Here is a 15,469-nt window from a genome sequence, read left to right as displayed (position 1 = left end):
CCGTCGACATTTTGCAAGAATAAGCGCCTGTCCTTTAAGATTTGACATCGCCTCTGGACAAGCATTGTGCACTGCCGTTCACCAACATCTTACCAAGTTCGTTTCCGTTGCCGCAGAACCCGTCGTCATTCAGGCATCGCCCCGCATACGGGCCGCGAGCGCCAGACGTTTCAAGGTCGGTGGAGCGACAAAGAGTCATCGTTAAGGAATAGTCAGGCGCCCTGGACTGTGGGCCGGGCGAGTCCGGGACAAACGCAGTTTAAGCCCGGCCGTTCGCGTCGGCATCGTCCAAGCCAATTTATGGTTGACGGTCGCCTGCCCGCGCCGCCTCGACTCGGATCACGGGGATTTTCAGTCACGGGGAATGCGGTCCGGCCGGGACGGAAGCGGCCGGCGGCCATGCTGGGCCGCGGGTTGCTGTCCACGCAGATCAGGCGCGCGCGGCCACCGGCTCTGGAACACACGGGATCAGGAACATGGGCCGGGGCCTGTCGTTGATGGGGCAGACTGATCGCAGGGGCGGCGCACGCCGCCCGGGCGAGATCATGTTCCGCCGGCATTGAAGGCTCGGCGTCGCGACCGCGCAGGCTGCGGGATGAGCGACGCGCCTTCCATGAGACTTGCCTGAGACTTGAAGGACGAACTGAATGGCCGATTCCAAGACCCAAGCCGGAAACCAGCGTCTCCACGAGACCCAGAACGGCACCAAGTCCAACGCGAAGAAGGTTTCGATCGAGGTGCTCAACGCGCGCCTGTCGGACGGGATCGACCTCGCCCTCGACGTGAAGCAGGCGCACTGGAACCTGAAGGGACCGCAGTTCATCGGCATCCACGAGATGCTCGACGGATTCCGGACCGAGCTCGACGACTACAATGACAAGGTCGCGGAGCGCATCACCCAGCTCGGCGGCACCGCCCGCGGCACCGCCCAGGCGGTCGCGTCGGCCTCGCAGCTCAAGCCCTATCCCCTCGATGCCTACGCGATCGCCGACCATCTGGCCGCGCTGATCGACCGCTACGGCGTCTACGCCAACGCGGTGCGCCAGAACATCGACGACACCGACGAGGCCGGCGATGCCGGAACCGCCGACCTCCTCACCGAGGTCTCGCGCGGCGTCGACAAGCAGCTCTGGTTCCTCGAGGCCCACGTGCAGGAGCCGACCGGCACCCTGCGCGACGGCGACCACGCCGGCCAGCGCTGAGCGCCCGCCCAGGTTTGACGGATCAGGGGACGCCGCGAGGCGTCCCCTTTTTCGTGGGCGGACGGCCCGTGACCGACGAGCGCTTCACTGCGGTCGTGGCGAGATCGCTCCACCACCGGCAGGGGACCTGTCGCGTCTCACCGCGACCCGGCTGGGCCGGTCACACCGCCGCCGGAGACGTCTCGCGTCGCACCGTCTGCCGCCGTCACGCTGGCAGCGCGGGTCCCCCCATCGGCAAGGCGAGGAACAGGGTGGGGTGTGGAGGGTGTCCGGAGAGGGAGCGCCCCTCGCGACAGGGCTTCGCGTGTCCATCACGAGCGCTCCTCGGGCGCCCCCGTCTCCAGGAACCCGCGCGCGATCCGCGAAAACTCCGGCGTGCGCAGGTAGCCGTAGGACTTGTGGTGGTTGGCCTCGCCCGTGGGCCGCCGGTAATCGTTCACCACCCTGTGGTCGTCGAGAACGACCCCGGTGTCGCTGGGTGCGTAATCGTCCGCGAGGGTGCCGGTCACCGTGACGATGTCGTTGCCGTCCGCGAGGTTGGTCCAGTTCATCACGTTGTTCGGCACCCGGGTGGCGCCGAATTCACTCTCGATCTTCATCTTCACTTTCGCGAGACCGAGGGGCGAGCCGACCGTGACCAGGTGGTCGACCCGGAGGTCCGGGGCGTCGCGCTCCAGCAGCCGCAGAACGTCGTAGGCGATCACCGAGCCCATGGAATGCGCCACCAGCAGGATGCGGTGCCCGCGACATTCGGCGAGGCGCTCGCTCAGGCGCGCCCGGACCTCCGCCGCGAAGGCGCGCTCGCCGTGGTAGTGCCAGAGATCGTCGAAGCGATGCTCCAGGATGAGGTCGTCGACGAGGGTGATCCCCGTCACCTCCTCGACGCGGTCGATCCCGGCATAGAGGGTGGCCAGCACGTCCTGTCCCGTCAGGCTCGGCGCATCCTCCGCGCCGTGCAGGGGTTCGGAGGCCGGCTGGGGGCGATACGGCTCGGTGACGGCATCGCCGGCGAGGGGCGTCTCGTAGCGCAGGTCGGCCCAGTAGACGAAGCCGAAGGTGAACGTGGCGCCGTCGAGTCCTTCGTTGCGCGACAGGCCCTCGGTGATCGCGTCCCGCCACCAGCGCGTCTTCTCATCGACCGGCGGCTTGTTGGCCAAGCCGTGGATGCCGATGATGACGCTGGGCCGTTCCATGGAGTCCGAAGGTATCCTGTACGCGGGTGGCGCGGCTGCGCGCACTCAGTCTCGAATAGCGGCGCTGCCGCGCCCGCCGGGTCTCGAATGGCTCCGCTGCCGCGCTGACCGGGAATCTAGGGTGGGTGGCGACGGCGGCGACCGGGCGAAAGGTCGCCTGGAGGCGGAAGACTGCTCAGCCGGCATCTTCCCAGTAGCCCCGGACATCGGCGGCCGTGGCCGTGAGGTGGACGTGCTCGTCCACCCGCTCGACCCAGGAGAGCGGCAGCAGGTGGTGGCGACCGTGGGCCGCCGGATCGGTCCGTGTCAGCTTGATGAGGGTGTCGCCCTCCATGTGGTCGACCGTCCCGACATGCAGTCCATCCGACGACCGCACCTCCATGTGCGGCACGATCTGCTGCGGCGCGATCTCTTCGGCCAAGACCTCTTGCGCCACGACCTCTTGCGCCACGATTTCTTGCGCCTTGATATCCGATGGCTCTGCCATGTGGCCTTTCCGCTTGGGACCCTTCTGCCTCAACGGCCCTGCGCCGCCCTGGTTCGACGCCGCGGGCGCTTCACCACGGGGCGTCAGGCGGGGCGCGGGGTGAAACCGATATCCGCCGCCACCGCCCGGAGCCGTTCCGGCTCCCGCTCCTTGCGCTCCGAGTACCGGTCGACGAGGTGGTCGGCCCGCTCGCGGGTCAGGAGCGTGAACTTCACCAGTTCCTCGCAGACATCGACCACCCGGTCGTAGAGCGGACCCGGGTTCATCCGGCCGCCTTCGTCGAACTCCCGGTACGCCATCGGCACCGAGGACTGGTTCGGAATGGTGATCATCCGCATCCAGCGCCCCAGCACCCGCAGGCCGTTGACCGCGTTGAAGGACTGCGAGCCGCCGGAGACCTGCATCACCGCCAGGGTCCGCCCCTGGGTCGGGCGCACCGAACCCTCCGACAGGGGCAGCCAGTCGACCTGGGCCTTCATCACTCCGGTCATCGCCCCGTGGCGCTCGGGGCTGACCCAGACCTGGCCCTCGGACCAGATCGAGAGGGCGCGCAACTCCTGCACCTTGGGATGGTCGGCGGTGGCATCGTCCGGCAGCGGCAGCCCGTGCGCATGGTAGATCCGCACCTCGCCGCCCATCGCCTCCAGGAGGCGCGCCGCCTCGTAGGCCAGGAAGCGGCTGAACGAGCGCTCCCGCAGGGAGCCGTAGAGGATCAGGAAGCGCGGGGCGTGGCTGAAGGTTTGCGGTACCCCGAGCGCCGCGGAGGTCGGGACCGTGAAATGCGCTTCGCTCATGGCCGGCAGGCCGTCGGCGAAGGGCTGCCGGGGCCGCTCGTGATCGGTCTGGTCCGGAGCGGTCTTATCCAAATCGATCTTGTCCGAATCGGTCTTGTCCAAGGCGTCGGCATCCTCTACGTTTCAATGATGTTTGAAATATTGACACCATGATGGACGAGGGGCAAGCCGTCGCCGCCTTCGCGGCCCTCGGCCAGGCGCACCGCCTGCGCATCGTGCGCCGCCTCGTCACCGCCGGGCCGGAGGGCCTGGCGGCCGGCCTGCTGGCGGAGGCGGTCGGCGTCTCCGCGACCAACCTGTCGTTCCACCTCAAGGAACTGAGCCGCGCCGGCCTCGTCACCGCGCAGCGCGAAGGCCGCTCGATCCGCTACCGCGCCGCCTATCCGGACCTCTCGGCGCTGATCCAGTTCCTGATGCGCGATTGCTGCCAGGGGCGGCCCGAGGTCTGCGCCCCCGCCGTCGCCGCCCTCGCGACCTGCTGCCCGGAGCCCGCCTGATGGACGTCGTCATCTACCACAACCCGGCCTGCGGCACCTCCCGCAACACCCTCGGCCTGATCCGCAATGCCGGCCTCGAGCCGCATGTCGTCGAGTACCTCAAATCGCCCCCCAGCGGCGCGCTGCTGCGCCGCCTGGCGGAGCGGGCCGGCCTCACCCTCCGCGATCTCCTGCGCGAGAAGGGCACGCCCTATGCCGAGCTCGGCCTCGACGACCCGGCGCTCGGCGACGACCAGCTCCTCGACGCCATCGCGGCGCATCCGATCCTCCTCAACCGTCCCCTGGTGGTGACCCCCCTGGGCGTCGCCCTGTGCCGGCCCTCCGAGACCGTGCTCGCCCTGCTGCCGCCCCAGCAGGGGGCCTTCGCCAAGGAGGACGGTGCGCCGGTGGTCGATGCGCAGGGGCGGCCGGTCGCGGAGTCCTGACGGCGCCCGGACGCGATCCCGCCTGAGAGCAAGCTCTCGCCCACGCCCGAGATTTCACCCGCGAACAAGATCTCGCAAGGTTTCGTCGCGACACGAACAGAAAAAGTCGATGCTTGCCCTCGCCATCTTCGTCGTCACCCTGGTCCTCGTCATCGTCCAGCCGCGGGGGCTCGGGATCGGATGGAGCGCCCTCGCGGGGGCCGCCGTCGCCCTGGCCACCGGCGTGATCCAGCCCGGCGACATCCCGGTGGTCTGGCACATCGTCTGGGACGCCACCTTCACCTTCGTGGCGCTGATCGTGATCTCTCTCCTCCTCGACGGGGCGGGCTTCTTCCAGTGGGCCGCCCTGCACGTCGCCCGCTGGGGCGGCGGTCACGGTCGCCGCCTGTTCCCCCTGGTGATCCTGCTGGGCGCCGCCATCGCGGCGGTCTTCGCCAATGACGGCGCCGCCCTGCTGCTCACTCCGATCGTGCTGGCGATCCTGATCCGGCTCGACGTCCGCCCGGCCGCCGCGATGGCCTTCATCGTCGCCTGCGGGTTCGTTGCCGATTCGACCAGCCTGCCGCTGGTCATCTCGAATCTCGTCAACATCGTTTCGGCGAACGTCTTCGGCATTTCCTTCGGCCGCTACGCCGCCGTGATGGGGCCGGTGAACCTCGTCTCGCTGGCCGCGACCCTCGTGGTGCTGTGGCTGGTCTACCGGCGTGACCTCGACACGACCTACGCGGTATACCGCCTGGACCCGCCGCCCAGCGCCATCCGCGACAAGGCCGTGTTCCGCGCGGCCTTCCCGCTCCTCGTCGTGCTGCTCGGCGCCTACTTCGTCACCGCCCCGTTCGGCGTCCCGGTCTCGGCCGTCACCGGCGCCGGCGCCCTCATCCTGCTCGCCCTGGCCGGTCGCAGCGGGGTGATTCCCCTGCGCAAGGTCCTGGCCGGCGCCCCCTGGCAGATCGTGCTGTTCAGCCTCGGCATGTACCTCGTGGTCTACGGCCTGAAGAATGCCGGCCTCACCGAGCTCCTCGCCCAGGGCCTGGTCCGGCTCGCCCAGGCGGGCCCGGTGGTCGCCACCCTCGGCACGGGCCTCGCCGCTGCCCTTCTGTCCTCCGTCATGAACAACATGCCGAGCGTCCTGGTGGGAGCGCTGGCGATCCAGCAGGCCCCCGACCTGTCCCCCCTGACGCGCGAATTGATGATCTACGCCAACGTCATAGGCTGCGATCTCGGGCCGAAATTCACGCCGATCGGCAGTCTCGCGACCCTGCTGTGGCTGCACGTCCTCGCCGCCAAGGGCCACCGCATCACCTGGGGCCAGTACATGACGGTGGGCCTCCTCGTGACGCCGCCGGTCCTGCTGGCGAGCCTTCTCGCCCTGGCCCTCTGGCTCCCGCATCTCGGCCCGCCGTAAGCCGCCCGCGGCCTGCGCCGCGGCGCGAAATCGCCCGGCGATCAACAATCGTGAATGCGCGCTCCGGTGCAATGCCGGACCCTGTCCGCTCACCGAGGCTCCGAGGGGGTCCCATGAGAGCGGCATTGGAGGAAGGGCTCGCGGCCCTGGAGCGGATCATCGCCGCGGCCGAGGAGCGCCGGATCGAGCAGATGATCCGGATCGCCGTTCTCCTCGCCGAGGAGCAGGACCCGAGTGACGCGCAGGAGGCCCTGCGGCGGACCGAACGCCTCCTCAAGATCATGCAAACACAGCGGATTTTGCTGATCGGCGTCCATCCGGCGCCCTCCGACACCGTCGGGACGCGCGAGACCTCCCCCGTGGCAGCGTCCCTCTCCGGCGCGGCGACGGCGCACGCTGCGCCGCTGTGAGCTCACTGGTCCAGCTGGAGCGGGAAGCTGAGATCCGTGGTGCCGGCCGGGGTCAGAAGCGGCGCCGGCGGCGGGCTGAAGGGGCCGGCCGCCCGGACCAGGCCCCGTGCCCGCTCATCGAGATCCGGCAGGCCGGAACTCCGCTCGACATCCACCCGATTGACGAAGCCGTCGGCCGCGATCTGGACCCGGACCACCACCGTGCGGCGCCCGCGCTTGCGCCCGGCAGCGGCCGGAGCGCCCGTGGCCGGATCGATCTTCGCGATCACCGCCGACACCCAGCCTGTCACGTCCCGGGAGGGTCGCTCCCGTGCCTGGAGCCCCACCCCGCTCCAGAGCGTCGCGCCAACGCTGATCCAGCGGACGACCGAGCGCAGTCTCATCGGTGGTACTCCAGCACGCTGCCGTCAGAAGGATCGACCGGTCCGGCCCGCCGGTCGATCCACCCCGCAGCGCCGAAAAACACAAACGGCGCAGGGCCTTGAGGCCACTGCGCCGCTGGTTCTGGCCGCCGAGGGGGCGATGGCGGCCGTTGATGTGATGCGCCTGGATCGCCGGCGCGGATGTGCGCCGAAACACCGCCCAATGCGAAGAAGCCGGTTGCGCCTCCCTCCAGGGAGGCTTCTCGTCCCGCCATTAAGGGCCCTGGGTGTGATCGGACCGCTCCGCGTCGGGCGCGGCAGACGGTCGTCCAGCGTTGCGTGCTGCGGACTGGGGTGTCGAACCTTGGACGGGCGTCCGTCCGCGCGCCTCCGCTGATCCGCCTCGCCCGGGATGGTGGCGCGGCACCGGGTCGGGTCCAGTGAACGACGGAGGCTTCGTCACACCCGCGGACCAGCTTCGGCATCGCCTGCCGGTGGGCACCGGCCAGGATGTACCGGCGCCTCGCCGCCTCGTCGTCCCACAGCGTCATGGTCCAGAAGGTCCGGGCCCGATCGACCAGGATCGCTCCCGATCGGAGCGCTGCCGCCTTCCGCGCCTGCCCCCCTGTGCGGAGGGCTCTCTGTGCGGAGGGCATGGACGGCGAAGCCCGGCAGGAACCGAACCGACCGGATCCTGAGGCGCGTGATACCGACGAAAGGCACGTCACGCGGCCCCTGGCCACCTCCTGTGAGGGGCTCCGCAACCGCATGATACCATCATCCGTTCGAGCCGGCGTTCGCATGCCGCACGGTCCACGCCTCAGGTTGCGAACCGATACGCTCTGCTTCGTCGGTCTCGATCCCCGCGCGCCAGCGATCAAGCTCTGACGACGTGCCAAACGGCACCGAGTTTCGGATTGTGGGATCCTAGATCAGCGTTACTCAACAAGTCACGGCCAGCCGCCACTCGACGGAGACCGCGCAAGCCTAAGTGGATTGTGCCATGAATACGCGTGTTGCTTCTATGATTGCTGCAATTGTTTTCACCGCGAGCGCGTCTGCTTCGCCCGTCCTGGCCCAGAGCGACACGGCACCTGCTGGCATCACCGCCGACGTGGCGTCCGGTGGGCATGGAGCCCGCGGCTACGACGACATCACCACCGGCTCCATCGGCTATGGCCGCCAGCCCTCCTCTGCACAGGAGGGTAATGCCGAGCAGAACAGCTTCCCCGTCTGGCAGTACGGCCGCACCTCCGGGGGGACGGCTCGGTAGAGTGCGATCGCCGGACAGGAGATACCGAGCGGCGGGGTGAACGCCCCGCCGTTGCCTTGTCCAATACCGACGTCCAGGGCGCCTTGGCCGGCCTTCGTTCAGAGGTCATGGGCGGGATTGGTCGAAACGCCCGGAACGACACCCGCCGGTGAGACCCGGCGGCAGGTGCAAACTCACCGCGAAGGCGTCCCGCGACATCATCGAACGGCGGCAAAAGGCGGTTCGGCTCCCTATCTATCGGGCAACGGCGTCACGCCTCACCTCGGGAGAGATGGAACCATGAGTCATGAACGTGCAGTCCTCGCAGGGGGATGCTTCTGGGGAATGCAGGACCTCATCCGTCGGCAAGAGGGCGTCGTGTCGACCCGTGTCGGCTATACGGGAGGCGATGTACCGAATGCCACCTACCCCAACCACGGCACGCATGCAGAGGCGATCGAGATCATTTTCGATCCCGAGCGGACGAGCTATCGCCGGGTGCTGGAATTCTTTTTTCAGATCCACGATCCGACAACGCTGAATCGGCAGGGGAACGATCGCGGCCTGAGCTATCGCTCGGCGATCTACTACACCGACGACGCGCAGCGGCAGGTCGCCGAAGAGACCATCGCCGACGTCGATGCATCCGGTCTCTGGCCCGGAAAGGTCATCACGGAATTGGCCCCCGCCGGGCCGTTCTGGGAGGCTGAGCGGGAGCACCAGGATTATCTCGAGCGCCGTCCCGACGGTTACACGTGCCACTTCATCCGCCCCAATTGGCGGCTTCCTGTACGAACCGCCGCCTTGTAAAATGCCTGAGTGCCGCGCTTCCCACGCTGTCCTGTCGGAGGTGGTCGGATCGGTGAGTGGAATGACTGGCCGTTTGTCGGATCGTAAGGTTTTCAAGGTGCCCAACCTGACCCGTCAGGTAAGCACGGCGATCCGCGAGATTGCGGCAGTCGCGAGCGCTCTCGCGGCGCAAGGACAGGCCAAGCTCGTCCTCAGGGTCTGAGACCGTCTCGCTGCCGCGCGGACGATCCTCTCGATCTCGGGGACGAGGGTCCCTTTGCGTTGTGGTTCGCTATCGGGTCGATCGCACCATCGAGGGGAATGACCGTGCTCGGCCAAGGCTCTCTTCCGAGCAGCCTCGAGCCATCACTCGGCGGTGCCGATCGACCGAGCGGAGTGGTTCTGTGGCTGTTTGGAGACCGGAATGGTGCCGCTGGCCTGTCCCTATTCGGTGGCTCAGGTTCGAAGTTCGTGCATTGTCGGTCGCGTGACGATGGTAGGTCGAGCGGTCGGCACTGAGCCGTTCGGTTCCGTTGGCCAGAGGATGACTTCGGGCGCAGACTTCGGGCGCAGGCGGCTGGTTGCTGAGCGCTGCGTGCGGTCGGATGCTGTTGAAGTGCCGCTGCCATGGCTCGATCACGACGCGGGCCTCCTTCAGGGTGAAGAACACCTCGCCGTTGAGGAGTTCATCGCGCAGCTTCGCGTCGAAGCTCTCGTAAGTCACCGTTCTCCCACGGACTGCCCGATTCGATGTAGGCGACCTCCGAGCCGACCGCTGCGATCCAATCTCGGACAGATCGAGCGATGAACTCAGGTCCGTTGTCCGAACGGATAGGGCCGGGCACCCCGCGCAAACTGAACAGATCCGAGAGCACGTCGATCACGTCCAGCGCCTTCAGCTTACGGGCGACCCGGATCGGCAGGCACTCGCGGGTGAACGCATCGATGACGTTCAGCATCCGGTCCTTGCGTCCGTTGTGCGTCCGGTGCTCGACGACGTCGTAGGACCAGACGTGGTCAGGCCGCTCGGGCCGTAAGCGAAGGCAGGAGCCGTCGTCGAGCCAGAGGCGTGCCCGTTTCGGCTGACGAGCCGGAATCTTGAGCCCCTCGCGCCGCCAGATCCGTTCGACCCGCTTCACGTTCGCCGTCCAGCCGTCACACCGGAGCAAGGCCGCAATCCGACGGCAACTGTCGCGCCCGTACTGGACGGCGAATGCGATTCTTCAGCCGTATGCTTCTTCCGCCCCATGATGACATCCTCCACATGGCTCGAAGCCATATCTCAGGGAGGACCACTCTTCAGGAGGCAGGCCAGGGACCTCGAGTGCATGGTCTGCAAAAAAATCTCGTGAGCTTGGATGCTTTGGCGAGAAAATCGTTCTGCTTGGCGCCGTCGAAGGTTGATCTAGCTGGTTAAGCCCACGCGACCTCGGTCCTGCGTTCAGCAACCGGCACTGAGACCAACATCCCTGCGCTGCACCCCTCGTGCGCACCAGATGGCATTATTAGTGTGCTAACTCTACTTAGCTGTGCGCTAAGGGACGGAAATAATTGGTGCCGCAAGAGGGATTCGAACCCCCGACCCCCTCATTACGAATGAGGTAGCAATTCATTCGCGCGTTTCCATTTGTCTTCGTCAATCCCCATTAAGCCATTGAAGTCATTTCGTTCAACGCGCATACCTTGCTCGTAGCCTTTCACCGAATTTCGCGCATTGCCGGGGTGATTTGCGCCCCCAGCGCGCCCCCGGAGCATCGGTGGGCCTGAGAGTGAGGGTGTCGGAATGCCATCTCAATTACTCACGGACGCAGCTATCAGAGCATGGATAGTGCCCGAGACGAGTCGGGTGGAGATCGCTGACAGTCGCTGCCGTGGTCTGGTGCTTCGCATTACCTCGAAGGGCGATCGGAGTTGGAGTTACAGGTTTCGCGATGTCGAAGGACGTACCCAGCGAGTGACGATCGGCCCATACCCCGAGGTTGGTCTTTCCGCAGCGCGAGCCAAGGCAGATGATCATCGCGCTCGCGTCGCCCTTGAGGGAAGCACCATGGGAGATCGCGAAGCCGCTCGGCTCGTTGTTCAGCGTAGGCAGGCAGAGGAACAGGCTGCTGTCGCGTCGGCCGAGGCAGAGAGGTTGGCGGCAGAGCAGGCCGCAGCTGATGTGCAGGCCAACGCATGGGAGACGTTGGCAGAACAGTACCTGTTGCGCCACGCCAAGCCGAAGAAGCGCTCGGCTGGCGAGGATGAGCGCATGTTACATCTGCATGTGACGCCGCAGTGGGCAGGGCGCGACTTCCGTACTATTAAGCGGATAGACTGTATTAGGCTCATCGAGCAGGTGGGCGACACCGGGAAGACGGCGCTCGCGAATCGCTTGTGCCCGCTGCTCTCGAAGCTCTTCAAGTTCGCCGTGGATCGCGGGATGCTCGAAGCCTCGCCAGCCGTGGCCCTGCCTCGCGTTGCGCCGAATGTTGTTCGAGATCGTGTGCTCACGGACGAAGAGATAGCCCTACTTTGGGGGGCAACTAGTGCACTGACTCAGACGGATGGTTCAGGGGATCGGCTGACGGCAGCGAGGATGTCGGTGGCTGGCTTGGTCCAGACGAAGGGTTTGGCGTTCCGGTTGTGCTCGGCGATGTAGCGTTTGATCGCTGCCTGCAGGTCGACGACGCCGGTGAAGGAGCCCCGCCGCAGCCGACGACGGGTCAGCGCTGAGAAGAAGCCCTCAACGGCGTTGAGCCAGGAGGCTGAGGTCGGAGTGAAGTGGAAGGTCCAGCGCGGGTGCCGGGCGAGCCAGGCGCGCACCTTCGGATGTTTGTGGGTGGCGACGTTGTCGAGGATCGCGTGGATCGCCTTGCCGGGCGGGACGGCAGCCTCGACGGCGTTGAGGAACCGGATGAACTCACCGTTCCGGTGGCGCTGCATGCAGCGGCCGAGCACGGTGCCCGCCAGGACGTCGAGGGCGGCAAACAGCGTCGTGGTGCCGTGACGGGTATAGTCGTGGGTCTGGGCGGCGGGATGGCCTGGGGCGAGCGGACGGTCAGGGCGGGTCCGCTCCAGTGCCTGGATCTGGCTCTTCTCATCGAGGGACAGCACCACTGCGTGGGCCGGTGGCGCCATGTAGAGGCCGACGACATCCTCGACCTTGGCGGCGAAGGCCGGGTCGCGCGAGCGCTTGAACGTGCGCAGTCGATGCGGTTGGAGGCGGTGAGCGTCCCAGATCCGTTGCACGGCGCGCAACGAGATTCCGACAGCGCGGGCCACGGCACGGCCGGTCCAGTGCGTGACCTCGCCCGGCGGCTCCGAGCAGGTCAGCGCCAGCACCTCGGCCACCGTCTCGGTCGAATGGGGTGGTGTCCCGGGCGGACGCGTCTTGTCGCGCAACAGACCTTCGACGCCCGCCTCGGCGTAGCGCCGCTGCCAGCGCCATACGGCCGGGCGGCTGACGCCCGCCCGCCGAGCGACGTCTTGGACACTCAAGCGCTCGGCCGAGAGCAGGACGATGCGGGCGCGCTGGGTGTGTTTGAGCGGGCGGGAGCGGTCGCTGGCAATCGCAGCCAGCCGTGCCGCGCCGGTCGCATCGAGGAGCACGCATACCGTCTGAGCCATCGCCCAGACTCGCACGTCTCATCGTACGCGTGAATCCTCTGTCCGCGTCACTGCACTAGCGATGCCGCCGCCTTCTCACCTCTCGTGTCGCTCGCACTTCGGCTGATCATCGTGACAGGCGTGCGCCCAGGGGAGGTGGCCGGTCTTCACGAGAGCGAGTTGCAAGACCTCAACAATTCGCCCCGAGCCGTTTGGTACATCCCAGCCGAGCGGATGAAGGCCAAGCGCCCACATGCCGTGCCGCTCACGCCGCTGGCGCTCACCATCATTAGAGAGGCAATCCAGTTTACGAACAATATAGGTGAGCGTCGCGCTGTCGTGAGCGGTATCACGCCCCTCGTGCCCGGCCAGCGACACATATTCACCTCGCCCCGTGGCACACCGGGCAGCAAGGCAATGGATGCCCACGCACTGGCCCATGCCATGGCTCGTCTAGGCCGAATTATGGTGAAGCCTACAAACAATGAGCTGCCGCCCTGGATGAAGAGCAAGGCTGCCTCGACGTGGCTGGCTGATCAACCAACGCCTCATGATCTCCGCAGGACCGCTGCCACGGGTATGCGTAGCCTCGGTATCTCGATTTCCGATGTGCAAGCGGTACTCGGGCACAGCCGACAAGACGTGCTCGGCCGGCACTACGATCGTCATGACGCTATGCCAGAGAAGCGCCGTGCCCTAACGCGCTGGGCCAGTGAGTTGGAACGTATCGTTGGAGACGAAGCTGATCAGACAGTGGTGGCGCTTCGTACATTTCGCGTTGGGGTGGCGTGATGGCACGGGATCAGCGCCCCTATGAGGAACTGTCGCTCAGCGAGAAAATCGAAGTGCGGCAAGCCTACGAAGACTTGCCGTATATCGATCCTAATGCATCTTCGCCGCTAACGCGCTGGGAGGACCGGCTGCTAGGGCGCCCGGCTTTAGACATGCCATCGCTCGCGGAGCAATCGGGATGGCGTAGCTGGCGGGTTGGCCATGAAGCCGAAATTGACCGTTGGGTTTCGCGGGCTTTATCGCCTAACAAGCACTCGGGTCTAAGGATCAAGGCTCAGCAGTTAGCGGCAACCTGGGAATACGGATGGTGCCCCTACTACATGGCCCGTTGGCATACGGTGTTCGCGGCAAGCATGGCGAACATGCGGATGGAGTGGGCGCCATTCGAGTGTGAGCGAGTGTTAGAACTGATGCTCGCTCAAGATCAGCGAAATGACGTACGCTCGCGCGCTCCTCAGGCACAAGACGAGACACTAGTAGAGGCTAGACGGCGAGCGAGCCGAATGGCGCTCATCCAGGTGGCCGATGAGTCGCGAGCGCTTTGTGAGAAGCTGGCACTCTCTGACTCGATCGGCTGCAACGTGCCTGACCTATCCGCGCTGACACCAAGGAAAGCAGGCGCGTACTCATGCACTCTGACCAACGTCCGAGAGCACCTTCGCGTCATAAAGGCGGAATTGGATGCGCTTGATAGCCTGGCCCGCTTCCCTGATGCTGTACAACGCACCGATGATATAGAGACATGGTGTCAGGAGTTCGCCGGGTTTATGGCAGTCGGCTGGTTGCGAATGACGGGCACCCTGATTGGTGAGGGGAAGTGGTGTATCGACCTGATTAGCGATGCATTCGACAGCCTGTGGCCTAATCCACCAGAGCCGCGCGATTGGCGGGTGAAAGCCCGCCGGGCGCGGGAGCATTCGCTTGCCCTGGCCCAACAGACCAGACTCATGACACATCCCTTTGGCCGCAACGGCATCTGATCTTAGTGGAGAAAGCTAGGCCGCCTCTGGTTGTTGGTGAGCAGACATCGCGTTGAGCACCAGTTCAGTGGCCACAGTCAGCGCATCTGGTCTTTGATAAACCTGTCGACGCCGTTGCTTTCACTTGAGTGCGCACTTTTTGGAGGAACATGCGCACTACGTCGAATTGCCATTGCCTGTTCATTGTTCGTGGAATAGCAGGTGGGCAGTCGATTCCTTGGCTTCGCGCCCGACCAAATCGGGCCCATCTATCGACTGACGGACACTGCTATGGAGTAGTCTCACGCCGGTCTGTAAGTGGTAAGGCGCTTATACAGGCTCACACTGAGCTGGACTTAGGTGCCAAGATAATAACAACTCAAACATTATTTTATTTGACAAAAGGGAAAAACAGATGGACTGGCAAAGCATTACTTCCGCCATCTTGGCAGGCGGGTTAGCTGGGCAGCTTATTACTTTAATTGGTACTGACCGGCTGACCTACCGTCGGGACTATAGAAAGTGGTTAGTGGCAGAGCGCATGAAGCTTTTTTCAGAGCTTCTCACAATCGCCACTCTAATTCCAAGTACTGTCGAAGAAAGGAACAAATGGACTTATAAAATTCGGGACACATCCCAAAGAATACACATTCTTTTTGAAAAAGGAACAGCCCCGCAACCTCTAGCGAATGCAATGGAGGCCACCTTTCAAATGGCAAAAAATTTGAAAGAAACCGAGAAAACTGATGATTGGACCTCAGCACAGCGTGATACTGTTAGGACACTTCGTCAACAAATGGCAGAAAATCTGAACGTGTAAGTTGGGCGTTCTTACTAGAGTGTATTGTAGTCAATAGGTGTGAAGTGGTTCGTGCAGTCGTTGGAACGAGAAAGTCCAGCAACTTACTGAATTTGGTTCACAACGCCGGGACGGTGCGCCTTGCCCCCTTAGGCACAAGCGTTTTTAGCTTAGCGAAAGACATTTCGATCGAGTTGAGGCTGTGCGCCGCTTGCCACAGCGGCGACCTGGATCGCAGTGCTTTCATGGGCGGGCAGGCCGTCGAAGATGACCACATGCCCGGCCTGAGGGGCGGGACGAACACCTGCTCGGCTTTGCCTTGCAATCCGTTCTACATCATCGGCCCGTCTAGAACCATCGGCGCGCTACTCCCTCACACCCGAGCTATGCGCGATACCAGAAAGTGCGTGCTGACCACGGGCAAACGCTTGCGCCTAAGTCTCATGCGTGTGGAAAGACCGCGCTCGTTGAAAAGATTAGACGGGTAGGATCAGGATCAAACTGTTCAGTTAATT

16 protein-coding genes and 1 pseudogene are annotated in these 15,469 nt (G+C 65.0%); 11 read left to right on the top strand and 6 right to left on the bottom strand.

Going from position 1 to position 15,469, the window contains the following annotated elements:
- Positions 1-647: 647 nt before the first annotated feature.
- The gene (gene dps / locus AC0IY1_RS03890; RefSeq protein ID WP_055948435.1) at positions 648-1,202 is read left to right on the top strand and encodes a DNA starvation/stationary phase protection protein Dps; all 555 of its coding nucleotides are present in this window, start codon (positions 648-650) and stop codon (positions 1,200-1,202) included.
- A gap of 311 nt (positions 1,203-1,513) precedes the next feature.
- On the opposite strand, the gene AC0IY1_RS03885 is transcribed toward dps, so the two are convergent.
- The 3 genes from AC0IY1_RS03885 to arsH form a co-directional block, all read right to left on the bottom strand.
- Positions 1,514-2,395: an esterase/lipase family protein gene (locus AC0IY1_RS03885; RefSeq protein ID WP_471767853.1), complete on the bottom strand. Its 882-nt coding sequence runs from the start codon at positions 2,393-2,395 to the stop codon at positions 1,514-1,516.
- A gap of 175 nt (positions 2,396-2,570) precedes the next feature.
- The gene (locus AC0IY1_RS03880) at positions 2,571-2,882 is read right to left on the bottom strand and encodes a DUF2171 domain-containing protein (RefSeq protein ID WP_471767851.1); all 312 of its coding nucleotides are present in this window, start codon (positions 2,880-2,882) and stop codon (positions 2,571-2,573) included.
- Positions 2,883-2,965: 83 nt separating this feature from the next.
- Entirely contained in the window at positions 2,966-3,676 is a 711-nt protein-coding gene (gene arsH, locus AC0IY1_RS03875) for an arsenical resistance protein ArsH (RefSeq protein WP_181017366.1), read from the bottom strand.
- Between the two features lie 149 nt (positions 3,677-3,825).
- Here arsH and AC0IY1_RS03870 point away from each other — a divergent pair, with 149 nt between their 5' ends.
- The 4 genes from AC0IY1_RS03870 to AC0IY1_RS03855 all read left to right on the top strand — a co-directional run bounded on the left by AC0IY1_RS03870 (position 3,826) and on the right by AC0IY1_RS03855 (position 6,413).
- On the top strand, positions 3,826-4,173 hold the full coding sequence (locus tag AC0IY1_RS03870; protein WP_082512836.1) for an ArsR/SmtB family transcription factor: 348 nt from the start codon (positions 3,826-3,828) through the stop codon (positions 4,171-4,173).
- Positions 4,173-4,598, top strand: coding sequence for an arsenate reductase (glutaredoxin) (gene arsC / locus AC0IY1_RS03865; protein WP_471767850.1), 426 nt, complete (start codon positions 4,173-4,175; stop codon positions 4,596-4,598). Before AC0IY1_RS03870 ends, arsC begins: the two co-directional genes overlap by 1 nt.
- Before the next feature lie 109 nt (positions 4,599-4,707).
- Positions 4,708-6,003 carry an arsenic transporter gene (locus tag AC0IY1_RS03860; protein WP_471767847.1) on the top strand — a complete coding sequence of 432 codons (1,296 nt, stop codon included), beginning with the start codon at positions 4,708-4,710 and terminating at the stop codon, positions 6,001-6,003.
- A 113-nt stretch (positions 6,004-6,116) separates the two neighbouring features.
- On the top strand, positions 6,117-6,413 hold the full coding sequence (locus AC0IY1_RS03855) for a hypothetical protein (protein ID WP_146056403.1): 297 nt from the start codon (positions 6,117-6,119) through the stop codon (positions 6,411-6,413).
- Between the two features lie 2 nt (positions 6,414-6,415).
- Here the strand turns inward: AC0IY1_RS03855 and AC0IY1_RS03850 are convergent, their stop codons facing one another.
- Positions 6,416-6,796, bottom strand: coding sequence for a TonB family protein (locus tag AC0IY1_RS03850; RefSeq protein WP_471767845.1), 381 nt, complete (start codon positions 6,794-6,796; stop codon positions 6,416-6,418).
- Between the two features lie 982 nt (positions 6,797-7,778).
- Here AC0IY1_RS03850 and AC0IY1_RS03845 point away from each other — a divergent pair.
- A complete protein-coding gene (locus AC0IY1_RS03845; protein WP_471767844.1) occupies positions 7,779-8,048 on the top strand; it encodes a hypothetical protein in 270 nt (89 codons plus the stop codon).
- Between the two features lie 279 nt (positions 8,049-8,327).
- Positions 8,328-8,837 carry a peptide-methionine (S)-S-oxide reductase MsrA gene (msrA, locus tag AC0IY1_RS03840; protein WP_471767843.1) on the top strand — a complete coding sequence of 170 codons (510 nt, stop codon included), beginning with the start codon at positions 8,328-8,330 and terminating at the stop codon, positions 8,835-8,837.
- 435 nt (positions 8,838-9,272) lie between these two features.
- Here the strand turns inward: msrA and AC0IY1_RS03835 are convergent.
- A pseudogene (locus tag AC0IY1_RS03835) lies at positions 9,273-10,036 on the bottom strand (IS3 family transposase); the annotation flags it as partial.
- Positions 10,037-10,599: 563 nt separating this feature from the next.
- Here AC0IY1_RS03835 and AC0IY1_RS03830 point away from each other — a divergent pair.
- A complete protein-coding gene (locus AC0IY1_RS03830; protein ID WP_471767842.1) occupies positions 10,600-11,457 on the top strand; it encodes a tyrosine-type recombinase/integrase in 858 nt (285 codons plus the stop codon).
- On the opposite strand, the gene AC0IY1_RS03825 is transcribed toward AC0IY1_RS03830, so the two are convergent.
- On the bottom strand, positions 11,355-12,425 hold the full coding sequence (locus tag AC0IY1_RS03825; protein ID WP_471767841.1) for an IS630 family transposase: 1,071 nt from the start codon (positions 12,423-12,425) through the stop codon (positions 11,355-11,357). The two genes, AC0IY1_RS03830 and AC0IY1_RS03825, sit on opposite strands and share 103 nt — an antisense overlap.
- Before the next feature lie 84 nt (positions 12,426-12,509).
- On the opposite strand from AC0IY1_RS03825, the gene AC0IY1_RS03820 reads away from it, so the two are divergent.
- From AC0IY1_RS03820 to AC0IY1_RS03810, 3 genes are all read left to right on the top strand, one after another.
- Positions 12,510-13,196 carry a site-specific integrase gene (locus AC0IY1_RS03820; RefSeq protein WP_471767839.1) on the top strand — a complete coding sequence of 229 codons (687 nt, stop codon included), beginning with the start codon at positions 12,510-12,512 and terminating at the stop codon, positions 13,194-13,196.
- Positions 13,196-14,176 (top strand): hypothetical protein, encoded by a 981-nt coding sequence (locus tag AC0IY1_RS03815; protein ID WP_471767838.1) that lies wholly within the window; start codon positions 13,196-13,198, stop codon positions 14,174-14,176. The genes AC0IY1_RS03820 and AC0IY1_RS03815 overlap by 1 nt, the downstream gene beginning before the upstream one ends.
- Positions 14,177-14,570: 394 nt before the next feature.
- On the top strand, positions 14,571-14,975 hold the full coding sequence (locus tag AC0IY1_RS03810; RefSeq protein ID WP_471767836.1) for a hypothetical protein: 405 nt from the start codon (positions 14,571-14,573) through the stop codon (positions 14,973-14,975).
- Positions 14,976-15,469: the final 494 nt, after the last annotated feature.

The sequence above is a fragment of the Methylobacterium sp. AC690 genome, assembly GCF_979256535.1.
This window is presented reverse-complemented; position numbering and strand designations above follow the sequence as displayed.